Raw genomic sequence first — 14,206 nt, 5'->3', positions numbered from 1 at the left:
GCCAGATTTAACTGTGTATGACTTACCAGTTGATGTAGATGCTGAAGATGAACCAGTATTTGCACTTGCGCTTGATGAAGAAGACGAACTTGATGTAGAAGTCGTCGACTGACCTGCTTTAAATACTTGGCCTGGGTGAATTAAGTCAGAACCACCGTTTAATGAACGTGCTTCTGATACTGAAATACCTAAGGCTTTCGCTACAGCGTATAAACCATCACCAGATTTAACTGTGTATGATTTACCTGATGTAGATGCTGAAGATGAATTAGTGTTAGTTGCTGTTTCTGTGCTTGCTGAGCTAGACGATGAAGATGCGCTAGATGAAGCTACAGATAATACTTGGCCTGGGTGAATCAAGTTAGAAGTTAAGCCATTTTGCGCCTTAACCTCTGCAACAGTTACACCTAAAGCACGTGCTACAGTGTATAAACCGTCACCAGCTTTAACAGTATAAGATTTCCCACCATTTGTAGATGATGTTGTCCCTTGTGCGGATAAGTTTGTAGTTGCACCTGAAACTGATGCAGATGTACCTGAAGTTGAACCAGCAGGTGTATCGTATTGTGTTAAACCATGTGTCGTAATCAAGTTGTTTAATTTACCACCATAGCGGGTATCAGTTGCGTAAGTACCAGTTAAGGCAGCAGTCGCATCTGTGTATGAGCGTGTATTTGATTTCCAAGTACCAGAATAGAATTCAGAATCCCAAGTTACACCGTTAACCATTTTATCCGCGTAGTCAGTTAATGACTCTTTATAAGATGGGTAATCACGGAATGAATCTCTGATTTGGTAGTAGTTTCCAGAACCATCATCTTCTAGTGTGTAGAAAGTTACACCCTTACCGTTGTATGTCCCTTTTATCCCGAATAAGTTGTAGTATGGTGCTGCTGATAAACCTGATACACCCCAGTTAGACTCTAAAATCGCTTGAGCAATCATTACTGAAGCATACAAGTCGTTATCATTTGCTAGCTTATAAGCATCTGGAATGATGCTATCTAAGAAAGCATTATTGGTTGATGCAAAAGTAACTGTCGTCCCTTCGCTCGCTTTTACTGTTGGCATATCGATATTTGCACTTAAACTTGATACAGCAAAAGCAGACCCTAAAACGATGGCCCCTAAAGTTGCTGTTTTTTTGGAAATTGACGCAATCGATTTGCGCGACCCTGCTTTATTTTCCTCAATAACCAATTATACTCCCCCTTGTAATTTTTTAATTGTCAAAAAAACTAAACTTTCACAACCTAAATTCTATCGAAAATAATTTTATTAAGAAAGACTTAATTTGTGTTGATGTTATTATTTAATATTTGTAATATTAGTGTAATATTGTTTACTGAAAACCCTACGGTAGATTAAGCTATTAATTATAGAAAGAAGGTATGAAATGTTTCAAAATATTGTTACCGTGACACATCAAATTATGAAGGAAAAAGTTCACAAAGGCGACCATGTATTAGATGCGACGGTGGGTAAAGGGAACGATACCCTGCTACTTTCACAACTAGTTGGTAAAGAAGGTATCGTCTACGGCTTAGACATACAAGCACAGGCGATTGCATTCGCTGAAAAACGCCTTTCTGAAGAGGCAAAATTTAAAAATACAAAGTTATTTGTAAAAAACCATAGCGAATTAAACCAAGTCATTCCAAGCGATGAAAAATTACAATTAGCCATCTTCAACCTTGGTTATTTGCCTAGCGGTGATAAGGAGATCATTACCCAATCAGAGACCACTGTTAAAGCCATCCAAACAGTCCTTGAACGTTTGGATAAGATGGGTTTGTTACTGATTGCTTCATATGTTGGTCATCCGGGTGGTATGGAAGAATTCGAAGCGGTTCAATCTTATCTCGAAAAATGCGACCAAAAAGGTTATAATGTAGCTATGTTCAATTTTTTGAACCAAAAAAACCTACCTCCACGATTATTTATCGTTGAAAGGAGACAATAAATGGCAGCAATCAAATCCATAGCCGGTAGTAAAAACCGCCAAATTATTGTTCCAGCAATTTTCCATGTCTTACTCGTATGTCTCATGGCGGTCCCTGCCTTCATAACATTACAAGCAGTCAACACGATTAACTGGACAAATTTTCTACTATTAATATTCTGGCAATTTTTACTTACACAGGTCTACTTATTATTTTCTAAGCAAAAAGAACTCACACTCATTAAGAACATGATCGTCTTAGGTGTGGTCGAAGTGGCCCTATTCGCTATGTTAGTTTTTAGTCCCGTAACTATTTTGGCAAAAGGATTACTCTTCCTACAATGGTTACTGATTCATTTAGTGATTGGCACGCATAACCTACTGCCAGTATTGCCCCCATTATTCATCGCAATGGAAATGGTTATCATGCAAAACATTGTAGAAATGGCTAACGCGCAAGTTTTATTAACCGGTTTAGGCCTTATCAAATTCCTATTCTACTTTGCAGTATTCTCCTGGTTGTCTAGCTTATTCATGGATTACCGTTCTGAAGGCGTAGAAATCGCTGGTAAAAAATCAAATTCAGCAAGAATGATGAGATTACTGGCAAGCTTTGCAGTCACCGTCTTAATCATCGCTATCGCTGCAAGCTTCATTATTCCGGATTCATTGAATGGTCAAACAATCGCTTTAATCATCATTTCATTAGTGATGATGATTTACAGTTTATTCCTTAAAAAGAAAGCATAGTAATTGAAAAAAGCCCGCTTTGAATGGTTGTAAGCACCATAGCAAAGCGGGCTTTTGTGATATTGTTAGCGTGTTTGGTAATGAATGCTAGCTTTTTGATGCTTCTAGGACATAAAAGATATAGATTTTCTATATATAGAAAATCTATATCGAAAAAAAGACTAGGTAAACAGATGTTTAACTAGTCTGGTGGGCTGTTGCCCTAATTGTTAAAATTTAAATTAGATTTACGCTTTAACAACGTTAGCTGCTTGTGGCCCACGCTTTCCGTCTTCGATTTCTTTCAGGATAATGTTATAACCAAACATCAAAGTGCATAGAAATGGGTATTTAATAGTAAAGAAATTTCACTAAGCATAGCTACGAGTAGAAAAGATTTAGTAAATTTGCTCCCTTTCTACTCCATGTTATGCTCCCTAATCAAAATGCTCCAGCACATCGCTAGCTAAATGTTTACCAGTGCTTTGATAGATATGTAAAGTGTTTTCTTCTATATAGAGTATAAAATTATTATCATTGGTAAACAACACATAAACATCAACTGGCAATCACCAGCATGCGTATAACGAATATAGTCAAACTTCTGGCTATATCCTTTTTTATTTAGAAAATTAGGAATACTAAAATTGATATCTACCACTGACTTAGATATTAATTTCATATTATAACAGGAAACACAAAAAAAGCCCCCTACCTCCGAATAGGAAGTAAGAGCTTTACTGTGCTAAGTTGGGAGCAAAGCTCCTATATAATATAACTTATTTTAAAGATTTTTCCTTATTTTTATTTCCATTCTCTAGGGTATTCTTGCAAATTCCTCTTTTTCTGGATTTGATAAATCTTATGAATATTGATGATTAACGTCTTTATGACGGCATATACCGGTATACAGATTAGCATGCCCAAGATGCCTGCAATACTTCCAGCCCCAATCAATAGTAAAATGATGGTCAGAGGATGGATATTCATGGACTTACCAAATAATAGTGGCTTGATCAAATTACCGTCCAACTGTTGGATAACTAAGATCGATAGCCCCATGTACAATGCTTGTAATGGTGAAATAAAAAGTCCTACTATCACCGCCGGCACTGCACCGATAAATGGTCCAACATACGGAATAATATTCGTAACCCCACAAAAAATAGCCAACAGTAGTCCATAGGGTTGTTTAAAGATCATCATCGCTAAAAAACTTAAAATTCCAATAATAAACGCATCTAAAACCGTACTGCTGATGTAAGCAGACAACGTCTCGTTTAATTCACGTACCGTTTGCCGTAGCTCCTTACGGATCGTTAACGGGAAGAATTTTGAAACAGCATCTAAAAAACCGTGTCCATCTTTAAACATGAAAACCAAAATAAATGGCACTGTGAACAACAGCACAAGAAAATTCATTGCAAATCCCACGATTAGTGACAACCCAGTGGTTGCATTGATGACTCCAACTCTGATTAAATTATTAATCGATAGGTTTGCTGAGTTCAACTGTTCAACTAAATTCAGGTTTTTAAACTCTTCCTTATTTGAAAGTTCATTTAACCAACGACCTGTTTCCTCAGCATAGATTGGTAAATTTTGTGTTAGCTCAGTGGTTTGTTCAATCATTTTAGGAACTACATTCAGCAATATTAGAGCACCAGCAAAGACCACCACAATAAATGATAGGAGAAATCCAATCACCCTTGGCACCCCACCTCTTTCCTCTAAAAAAACAACGATTGGATCAAACATATAATAAAAAAAACCTGCAACTATCAATGGCAGAAGTATTGCCGAAGCCATCCCAATCAGCGGTTTGAAAATGTTGGCCATTTGTGAAATAAAATAAATGCCAATAATCGTTAAGACTATTTCCACTGTCCAAAAAAACAACTTGGACTGCTTGAATCGCGTAAACATAAGCGCCTCCTCTAAATTTTTTTATATAATATTATCTTATATTACCATTAATCCATACAGAGCGAATGATATTTGCAGAAAAAGAGGTAGCAGACAATTAAGTCCACTACCTCTACTAATTTAAAACTATTTAACTGTCGCACCAGTTCCTGACCCAGCGTAAATCGCCACTCGTCCTTTCACGTCTGTGTCAATTAAGTATATATCTTTAGCTGGGTTACCAACGATATTGTAAGTCAACCCACCGTATTTCTTAGGTGTTAACAGATGGATCTAATTGCCAACTGTAAAAGGTCCTTTTACACGATACACACGACAAGTATAAGCACTTGCTGGTAAGTATAGTTTTTTGGTGGTGTTAGATACTGAACCACCCTTACCTGTGATAGTAGCGCCAGTTCCTGGTCCCGCATAGATTGCCACCGTACCTTTAACGCTTGTCTTAATTAAATAAACGTGTGGTGCTGGGTTGCCTAGACGGCCTAAGTTTTTAAATACCGAATTACATAAAATACAAATTCCTAACAAGCATTTGACATCACATATCTTTAGACATACTTATGTCAGTCTGGCAGTTGAACAAGGAATAGATAAAGATACGATAGCTAAACAAGTTGGGCATGCTAATACTAAAATGATTGATAATATTTATTTACACATTACCGAAAAGATGGAGCAAGACATTGCAGATAAATTACATAGCTTTCAGATATATTTTGCTCCCTTTATGCTCCCTAGCGCTCCCTTTATGGCATCGAATTTTAGATACAAAAAAAAGACGAGGTTTATAAACCCCGCCATATCAATCTTATTTGATTACGCTTTAACAACGTTAGCTGCTTGTGGTCCACGGTTTCCGTCTTCGATTTCGAAAGAAACTTCTTGACCTTCTTCTAAAGATTTGAAACCTTCACCTTGAATAGCTGTGAAGTGAACGAATACGTCGTCAGCGCCGTCGCGTTCGATAAATCCAAAACCTTTTTCTGCGTTAAACCATTTAACTTTACCTTGTTCCATAATAATAGAATCCTCCTCGTGCTCATGCACATATTTCTTTAGTAATTCTTGCACGGCTCGAGTAAAACTTTTAAGTGCTTAGCACTTTTAAAAATGTATAACTTTTTACCTATCCAAAAATTCTTACTTTATTGTAACATGGACAAATATTTTTAGCAATGATTATTAATAAGTAAAGTTATTTTTATCATTCAAAAATACCATATTCCTGTAAACTTAAGAAAGCATCGCCACCTACAATGATATGATCCAATATTTCGATGCCAATCAAATCCCCCACCTCAGCCAACCGTCTAGTAAAATCAATATCCGCCTGAGAAGGCGACGGATTACCGGACGGATGATTGTGGGCGACAATAATTCGCGCAGCAGACGCTCGAACCCCTTCTTTAAAAATTTCCCTTGGATGTGCAACTGAAGCATTGAGCGAGCCTATAAATATGGTCTTCTCTTTAACGATTTGATTTTTTGTATTTAGATATAAGGCCATCACATTTTCCTGCTGCAGGTCTTTCAACTTCTCAATACAATAATTCCCCGCATCTTTTGTTGACATAATCACGCCCAATTTTTCCTGGTTAGATTGATATAAGCGCCGACCAAACTCTATAGCGGCCTGTATTTCAACCGCCTTAGCTGGTCCAACACCTGGCAACTGGATTAAATCATGGTAAGAAGCCGTACGCAAATCATATCTCGTCCCGAAATGCTGGATAATTTTCATAGCCAATTGAATGGCGTTCAAACTCCGGTTCCCTGTCCGCAACACAATAGCCAATAACTCATACATAGTTAACGATTCCGCCCCGTGGGTCATCAAACGTTCCCTCGGCCTAATCTCCTCTGGCAGCTCATGTATGGTTGTCTTTAATAACACTTGATTTTCAGTCATTCATTCACACCCCTCTACCATATTTATACGTGGAAAAAGTGCTAACTTGACCAATCTAAATATGAATAGAAATCAGATTTCATTTATTTTGACAAAAAGAAAAACGTGCAACTTTCGTTACACGCATTCTCCTCAATTCACTTGTAATTTCGACCGATGTCACAGAAAATCCTAGAACAAGCCAGTGATTTCTCCATCTTTTTTAATATCCATATCCAAGGCTGCTGGATGTTTTGGCAAGCCTGGCATCGTTAACACATCGCCCGTCAAGGCCACAATAAAACCAGCCCCAATTTTTGGCACCAATTCACGTACTGTCACATCAAAGTCTTCTGGTCGACCCAAAGCTTTCGGATCATCAGATAGTGAATATTGGGTTTTCGCCATACAGATTGGTAAGTTACCCCAGCCATTTTTCTCGAAACGACGCATTTGATTTTGCGCTTTCTTAGAAAAGACAACATCACGTCCGCCATAAACTTTCTGCACAATGGCACGGGCTTTCTCTTCTAAATTCGTTGCTTCATAAGCATAAGTCGCTTTAAATTCCTGGTCATTCCCGTCAATTGCAGCTACGACAGCGTCCGCCAAGTCCAAACCACCCTGGCCACCATCAGCCCATACAGATGATTTCACACAAACGACCCCAAGTTCAGTACACTTATCTAAGACAACCTGTTCTTCCGCTTCGGTATCCGTCACAAATTCATTCACACAAACAACCACTGGTACTTGGAACTTTTGCATGGTTTCAATATGTTTTTGCAGATTGGCAAAGCCAGCCGCCACCGCTTCAACATTTTCTCCTGCATTCAAGTCTTTCACTGCAACGCCACCGTGCATTTTCAATGAACGGATGGTCGCCACAACAACGACTGCATCCGGCGCTTTTCCAAGTACGGGCACTTTAATGTCCATGAATTTTTCGGCCCCTAAATCAGCCCCAAACCCCGCTTCAGTTACCACATAATCCGCCAATTTCAAGGCTGCGTGTGTCGCCACAACTGAGTTACAACCGTGGGCGATATTAGCAAAAGGCCCCCCATGCACAAAAGCTGGCGTATGCTCTAAAGTCTGCACTAAATTCGGCGCAATTGCGTCCTTCATGACCAAGGTTAAAGCCCCTTCAGCACCTAAGTCAGCTACAGTAATTGGCTGACGGTCGCGGTTTTCCCCAATAACAATCCGAGCAAACCGCGCACGCATGTCTTCTAAGTCTGTCGCTAAACATAAAATCGCCATAATTTCTGATGCCACGGTAATGTCAAATCCGTCTTGCCGCGGGAAGCCGTTCCCAATGCCCCCTAAGGCCACTGTAACCTCACGTAAAGCCCGGTCATTCAAGTCAACCGCCCGCTTCCAAGTCACCCGACGGACGTCGATATCCAACTCATTCCCTTGGTGGATGTGGTTGTCGATTAAAGCAGATAAGGTATTATTGGCTGTTGTAATGGCATGCATGTCACCTGTGAAATGCAGGTTAATATCTTCCATCGGTTGGATTTGCGCGTAACCACCACCGGCAGCACCACCCTTAACCCCCATAGTTGGCCCTAACGAAGGCTCACGTAAGGCGATCATGGTTGACTTGCCGCGCTGACTCAAAGCATCCCCTAAACCGACTGTAGTTGTCGATTTCCCTTCACCTGCAGGGGTCGGGTTTATGGCTGTCACCAAAATCAACTTGCCGTTTTCATTCGATTCAATTTTTTCCAAGGTTTTTGCAGGTACCTTGGCCTTATATTTTCCATATAAATCGATATCGTCCACATTAAAACCAACTTTTTCAGCAATTTCACTTATCGGTGCCAACGCATTTTGTTGTGCAATTTGAATATCTGTTAACATGACAAAACCTCTTTCTATGACATCATTTTCTCATTATATTCTAGCATACTTGACTGCAAATCTAATATTTTCTTGAAAAAGGACGCTTCTTGTCTTGGCTGGCCAAACCGCCATAGATCAGGGGGCCAGCAAGTTAACGTCTACTCCTTTTTGCCCAAAAGCACTTTCGCACTAAAAAAAGACTGGCCCACGAGAGTACCAGTCGAATTTATTTAATCTAAAAATGGTAAGGCGTCACCAAGACGGCCAACGACTGCTAAAACGCGGTCGTAGGTTTCATCATCCGGCGCTACCAAATCAGGGACCATGATCACGTCTAAACCTGCTTGATAAGCGGCATTCACGCCATGAATAGAGTCCTCTAATACGATTGTTTTTTCTTTGTCTAAGTTGAAATCAGCCACAACTTTTAGATAAATTTCTGGGTCGGGCTTAGCGTTTTCTACTTGGTCACCACCAAGCACACCTTTGAAGTATTTGCGGATGCCTGTTGCCTCTAGTAAATACTCTACTGTTTCAATATTTGTTGATGACGCGACATAGCAATCAACATTTTTAGCTGCTAGCGTATCCAACACTTTGATCAAGTCATCTTTTAAATCAGGCGCTTTATCTTTGATGATTTCAAGGTATCGTTTATCTTCGCGGGCCAATAAAGCTTCTGCCGTTTCTCTATCACCAATGGCTTCCTCGTACATTTGAAGGGTTTCCTTCTCGCCAACCCCAACATATTTTAGGTAGTCATCCATGGTAAATTCAATGCCTAACGATTCGAATCCTTCTTGATTTACTTGGGCGTAGACCTTCTCAGTGTCTAGCATTAACCCGTCCATGTCAAAAATTACTGATGTTTTCATAGATATCCTCACTTTGTAGTTTTTCTCGCACTTCAGAGATAAAGTAGAAAGAGCCACAGAACACTACTACGGCATCTACATTTGCTGGTGCGGATTGCTTATAATCATCATACCAATTATTCACAAATTTCGCATCTGTCGTGGCTAAATAATCGTTTTCTTTTCTTGCTTCTTCATAATCAAAAGTGGTGACATATAATTCAATGTCTGAATGTGCTTGGATATAGTCCAGTGAGTCGTTAATTTCCTTACGGTCTAAACTTGAAAAATACATGATCATTTTTTTATCTGCAAAAGTTACTTTTAATGCTTCCAGTAACACCTTAATGGCTGAAATATTGTGGGCGCCATCAATATAGGTGGCTGGCTGGTTAGCGATTAATTCCATCCGACCTGGTAAAGCCGTCGCTTGAATAGCTGCAATGGCTGTTTGTTGGTTGAAATACAAGCTATTTTCCTTTGTAAAAGCGGCAAAAGCCCCGTAAGCTGTCCGCGCATTCCATACTTGGTAAAAACCAAGTTGCGGAACGTCTAGCTGCGGTTGCAATTTATAAGAAATCAATTGACCTTCCTCTTGAGTGACTTTGTCTTGGATAATAGCCAAGTATTCTGGGGCAATTTCCCCAACAACCATGGTATCGCCTTGGCGCATAATGCCGGCTTTTTGCTTGGTAATGGCGAATTCATCTTTACCTAAATCGGGAATATGGTCTTTACCAATAGAAGTGATGACCCGGACAGCATGTGGAAGAATATTGGTGTAGTCTTTCTTGCCACCAATCCCTACTTCAACGATCAGGATGTCGACGTCCACCTGGCCCGCATAGATAAAGAAGGCTAAAGTGAGGACTTCGAAATAGGACATGGCTTCGATTTTTAGGGCTTCGATATGGTGACGGACTTCGTTCATCAATTGAATAAAGGCTTGGTCGTCGATGTTTTCTTTATCGTGGCGAATACGTTCGGTTAAGGACGTCAAATGTGGTGACGTGAATAGAAGGGTCGAGTAACCGTGAGCTGTCGCCATTTGCTCGATATAACGACAGGTTGACCCCTTGCCGTTGGTACCAGTCACGTGGATTGCGGGTGTTTTTAACTCTGGGTGGTCGTAGCGGTCAAGCACGCTTTTAATCCGTGAAAAATCTTTTGGCGTCGACTTGGTGTACATTGCCAACCATTGTTCGATTTGCACCATATTATGCATTAAAATAGCCAATTTCATGCCCCCATTTTTTCAATTATCATCTTACCAGACATCATTCTAGCACGGAAAGTCCTTTAAAAGTATGTTATTTGTGTAAATCACTGGGTATATTTTTCTGTATGGCCTAGATTAAATCGAAAAAAGAAGCCGACTATTTAGCTTAAGTCGGCTTCTTAAATGGTTATTTTGGGTCAAATTAACCTTGTAATTCAGCGATTCTTTCTTTAGTAGAAGCTAATTTCTCTTGGTAATCTTGACCTTTTTGACGTTCTTCTTCAACGACAGCTTCAGGAGCATTGGCCACAAAGCGTTCGTTAGACAATTTCTTCTCAACCCGGTCTACTTCAGATTGCCATTTGGCTAATTCTTTCTCCAAACGAGCTATTTCTTCTTCGATGTTAATGAAACCAGCTAATGGTAAGTAAATATCTCCACCGTCAAAGAATAAGGTTACGGCTTGATCTGGTGCTACAGCACTTGTATCAATCGTAAAGCTTTCTGGGTTGGTAAAGCGGTTAATGAAGGCAATATTGTCTTCAAGGGCTTGACCAATTTCACCGTTCCGTGGTTTCACAATGATTTCGATTGGTTTAGATAAGGCCACGTTTTGTTTGTTACGGGCGTTACGGATTGCTTTAACCAATGAAATAACGTAGTTCATATCAGAAGCAGCTTTTGGATTAGATAAGTTTTCGTCTACTGTTGGGTACGCAGCTGTAACGATTGAGGCCTCTTTGTGTGGAATATGCGCCCAGATTTCTTCTGTTACAAATGGCATGATTGGGTGCATTAAACGTAGAATGTTGTTTAATGTGTAAGCCAATACTGAACGAGTTGTTGCTTTCGCTGCTTCGTCCTCACCTTGTAAGGTTTCTTTGGCCATTTCAATATACCAGTTACAAAATTCATCCCAGATGAAGTGGTACAATGAACGACCTGCTTCACCAAACTCAAACTTATCAAAGTTTGCGGTAACTGATGCAATGGTTTCATTTAGACGTGTTAAAATCCATTGGTCCTTGATTTCATTCACATTTGATAAATCAATTTCATCATACGTTAAGTCATCAAGGTTCATAATGGCATAACGAGAAGCATTCCAGATCTTGTTGATGAAGTTCCAAGCTGCCTCAAGTTTTTCTTCGTTATAACGAATATCTTGACCAGGTGTTGAACCAGTTGCTAGGAACCAACGTAAAGCGTCTGCACCATACTCGTTAACAACTTCCATTGGGTCAACCCCGTTACCTAATGATTTAGACATCTTACGGCCTTGGCTATCACGGATTAAACCATGGATTAACACATTTTTGAATGGACGACGACCAGTGAATTCCAACCCTTGGAAAATCATACGCGCAACCCAGAAGAAGATGATGTCATACCCAGTGACCAATGTTGATGTTGGGTAGTAACGTTTAAAGTCTTCTGCATCTGTATCAGGCCACCCCATAGTTGAAAACGGCCATAAGGCAGATGAGAACCACGTATCTAATACGTCTGGATCTTGTTCCCAGTTTTCGCTGTCAGCTGGTGCTTCCATACCAACATACATTTCACCAGATTCTTTATGATACCAAGCTGGAATTTGGTGTCCCCACCATAATTGACGTGAGATAACCCAGTCGTGGGCATTTTCCATCCAAGTCTTAAAGGTATTTTCAAAACGAGGAGGGTAGAAATCAACACGGTCTTCAGTGTGTTGGTTTTCTAATGAATTATCCGCTAATGGACGCATTTTAACGAACCACTGTGTTGAAAGTCGTGGTTCAACAACAACACCAGTACGCTCAGAGTGACCCACTGAGTGGACCATTTCTTCTGTGCGGATTAGGAAACCTTGTTCGTCTAAGGCAGCAACAACTGCTTTACGGGCTTCTTCACGAGTCATACCTGCAAATTCACCAGCATTTTCGTTCATAGTTGCATCAGCGTTCATCACGTTGATCCGTGGTAAATCATGACGGTTCCCTACTGCAAAGTCGTTAGGGTCATGGGCAGGGGTAATTTTTACAATACCAGTCCCAAATTCACGTTCTACGTAATCGTCCGCAACGATTGGAATTTCCCGGCCAACAAGCGGTAAAGTAATGGTTTTACCAACTAAGTGGGTGTAACGGTCGTCATCAGGGTGAACTGCAACCGCTGTATCCCCTAACAGGGTTTCTGGACGTGTTGTAGCGATTTCTAACGAACCTGATCCATCTGTTAATGGGTATGAAATGTGGTAGAAAGCACCGTTATCATCAGAGTAGATTACTTCCATATCAGATAAGGCAGTTTGTGCTTTTGGATCCCAGTTGATAATGTATTCACCGCGGTAAATCAAATCTTTATTATATAAATCAACGAAGACTTTACGCACAGCTTCGCTTAAACCGTCATCTAAGGTAAAACGTTCACGAGAATAATCAACAGAAATACCCATTTTACCCCATTGTTGACGGATTGTTTCAGCATATTCTTCTTTCCAATCCCACACTTGGTCAATGAATTTTTCGCGGCCTAGGTCATAACGAGAAATACCTTCTTCGGCTAATTTCGCTTCTACCTTAGCTTGCGTCGCAATACCCGCGTGGTCCATACCTGGTAACCATAAAGTATCGTATCCTTGCATCCGTTTTTGACGGATAGACATATCTTGTAAAGTTACATCCCAAGCATGACCTAAATGCAATTTACCTGTTACATTGGGAGGTGGAATAACAATTGAATATGGTTCAGCAGTTTTATCTTCATTAGGGGCGAATACACCAGACGCTACCCATTTATCATAGCGTCCTTCTTCAACCGCATTCGGTTGGTATTTAGTAGACATATTAGTCTCTTTCATGAAAGTTTCCCTCTTTCTTTGATTCATATTTTTGGCAAAATAAAAGCCCTATACTATAACAATCTATGGTTAGACAATTATAGTATAGGGCGCAAATTTCATTGCTCGGTACCACCTACATTTTTACTTCATTGTAAGGACATGATAACGGTATGTACCGAAGTAAAGCGACACTTTGCCTACTGCGCAACCATTATTGACTGTCTTACCTGTTCACACCAACCACAAGCTCTCTTAAAGACAAACACAATAAACCTCACAGCAATTACTTAAATTATTTGCATAGCCAATAATAGCATGGAAAAAAACAGAAAGCAAGAAAAGGGTGAGAGCTTTGGCGCTCAGTCAGGTACCACTGGAAGGAATATACCGTAGCAAGTTCACTTGCTGCTAATATTCCTGAAGTGGAGACCGGACTGCCAAAGCGAACCCGACTATAGGATGTGAGACAGGGCGCGAGGGTCGACGCTAAGGAAAGAACCGTTGGAAGATTAGTGCAGTAAATGACGCAGTCAGTTACAAACTAATCTGAAACGCAGTCTTTTCTGGAGACCCGAACCCGACTATATATGCGGGGGCATGCTAGAAAGCGTCCGTCTCTATTGCCCGCTTAATATTCGTTATAACCTAATATATTCATCTAACAACTTTCTTACACCAATACATTTTAACTATTGGAAGAAATATATCTTTGATTGTCTGAAGTAAAGTAACGTCCTCAAATAGCGCCAACAACTTGTCCATTGATTTCTGCTACAAAACAAAGGTCTTTATCTAAATCAATATGATTAAAATATTTCTGTACATGCGCTTCATTCAAAATCGATCGCGGAAAAAGTGACGCTCCTTCAGGAACAAACAGCGCTTTGTAGAAATAATCTTTTAACAAGCCGGTCTCTGATTTCTTCATTTGTCTAATCAACATCAGTATCCCCCCTACTAATCGAATCTTACTTAG

General features: G+C 40.0%; 13 protein-coding genes. 3 read left to right on the top strand and 10 right to left on the bottom strand.

Annotated elements, in window-relative coordinates; all coding sequences use genetic code 11:
* Positions 1–1,200: glucosaminidase domain-containing protein (locus ACFW0C_RS00735; protein WP_378104480.1), on the bottom strand; the 1,200-nt coding region annotated here is incomplete at its 3' end.
* A gap of 196 nt (positions 1,201–1,396) precedes the next feature.
* Here ACFW0C_RS00735 and ACFW0C_RS00730 point away from each other — a divergent pair.
* Entirely contained in the window at positions 1,397–1,963 is a 567-nt protein-coding gene (locus ACFW0C_RS00730; protein WP_378104478.1) for a class I SAM-dependent methyltransferase, read from the top strand.
* Complete coding sequence (locus ACFW0C_RS00725; protein ID WP_378104477.1) at positions 1,964–2,692, top strand: hypothetical protein; 729 nt, start codon at positions 1,964–1,966, stop codon at positions 2,690–2,692. It abuts the gene before it with no gap.
* A 783-nt stretch (positions 2,693–3,475) separates the two neighbouring features.
* On the opposite strand, the gene ACFW0C_RS00720 is transcribed toward ACFW0C_RS00725, so the two are convergent.
* Both ACFW0C_RS00720 and ACFW0C_RS00715 read right to left on the bottom strand, forming a co-directional pair.
* Positions 3,476–4,597: an AI-2E family transporter gene (locus tag ACFW0C_RS00720; RefSeq protein WP_378104475.1), complete on the bottom strand. Its 1,122-nt coding sequence runs from the start codon at positions 4,595–4,597 to the stop codon at positions 3,476–3,478.
* A gap of 273 nt (positions 4,598–4,870) precedes the next feature.
* Entirely contained in the window at positions 4,871–5,125 is a 255-nt protein-coding gene (locus ACFW0C_RS00715; RefSeq protein WP_378104737.1) for a hypothetical protein, read from the bottom strand.
* Between ACFW0C_RS00715 and ACFW0C_RS00710 the strand changes: the two genes are divergently transcribed.
* Positions 5,067–5,483, top strand: a complete 417-nt coding sequence (locus tag ACFW0C_RS00710; protein ID WP_378104473.1) for a tyrosine-type recombinase/integrase — start codon at positions 5,067–5,069, stop codon at positions 5,481–5,483. The two genes, ACFW0C_RS00715 and ACFW0C_RS00710, sit on opposite strands and share 59 nt — an antisense overlap.
* On the opposite strand, the gene cspD is transcribed toward ACFW0C_RS00710, so the two are convergent.
* From cspD to ACFW0C_RS00675, 7 genes are all read right to left on the bottom strand, one after another.
* Positions 5,414–5,614, bottom strand: coding sequence for a cold-shock protein CspD (gene cspD, locus ACFW0C_RS00705; protein WP_290491314.1), 201 nt, complete (start codon positions 5,612–5,614; stop codon positions 5,414–5,416). The two genes, ACFW0C_RS00710 and cspD, sit on opposite strands and share 70 nt — an antisense overlap.
* Before the next feature lie 187 nt (positions 5,615–5,801).
* A complete protein-coding gene (radC, locus tag ACFW0C_RS00700; RefSeq protein WP_268403453.1) occupies positions 5,802–6,506 on the bottom strand; it encodes a DNA repair protein RadC in 705 nt (234 codons plus the stop codon).
* Between the two features lie 171 nt (positions 6,507–6,677).
* Complete coding sequence (locus tag ACFW0C_RS00695) at positions 6,678–8,354, bottom strand: formate--tetrahydrofolate ligase (protein ID WP_378104472.1); 1,677 nt, start codon at positions 8,352–8,354, stop codon at positions 6,678–6,680.
* A 212-nt stretch (positions 8,355–8,566) separates the two neighbouring features.
* Positions 8,567–9,211 (bottom strand): HAD family hydrolase, encoded by a 645-nt coding sequence (locus tag ACFW0C_RS00690; protein ID WP_378104470.1) that lies wholly within the window; start codon positions 9,209–9,211, stop codon positions 8,567–8,569.
* A complete protein-coding gene (locus ACFW0C_RS00685; RefSeq protein ID WP_378104468.1) occupies positions 9,189–10,433 on the bottom strand; it encodes a bifunctional folylpolyglutamate synthase/dihydrofolate synthase in 1,245 nt (414 codons plus the stop codon). The genes ACFW0C_RS00690 and ACFW0C_RS00685 overlap by 23 nt, the downstream gene beginning before the upstream one ends.
* A 178-nt stretch (positions 10,434–10,611) precedes the next feature.
* Positions 10,612–13,248 carry a valine--tRNA ligase gene (locus ACFW0C_RS00680; protein ID WP_378104466.1) on the bottom strand — a complete coding sequence of 879 codons (2,637 nt, stop codon included), beginning with the start codon at positions 13,246–13,248 and terminating at the stop codon, positions 10,612–10,614.
* Between the two features lie 718 nt (positions 13,249–13,966).
* Positions 13,967–14,173: a hypothetical protein gene (locus ACFW0C_RS00675; protein ID WP_378104464.1), complete on the bottom strand. Its 207-nt coding sequence runs from the start codon at positions 14,171–14,173 to the stop codon at positions 13,967–13,969.
* Between the last annotated feature and the right edge of the window lie 33 nt (positions 14,174–14,206).

This window comes from Aerococcus sp. NPDC058936 (assembly GCF_042741995.1).
Lineage (GTDB): Bacteria > Bacillota > Bacilli > Lactobacillales > Aerococcaceae > Aerococcus.
Note: the sequence above shows the minus strand (reverse complement) of the source record. Positions and strands in the feature narration are given on the sequence as shown.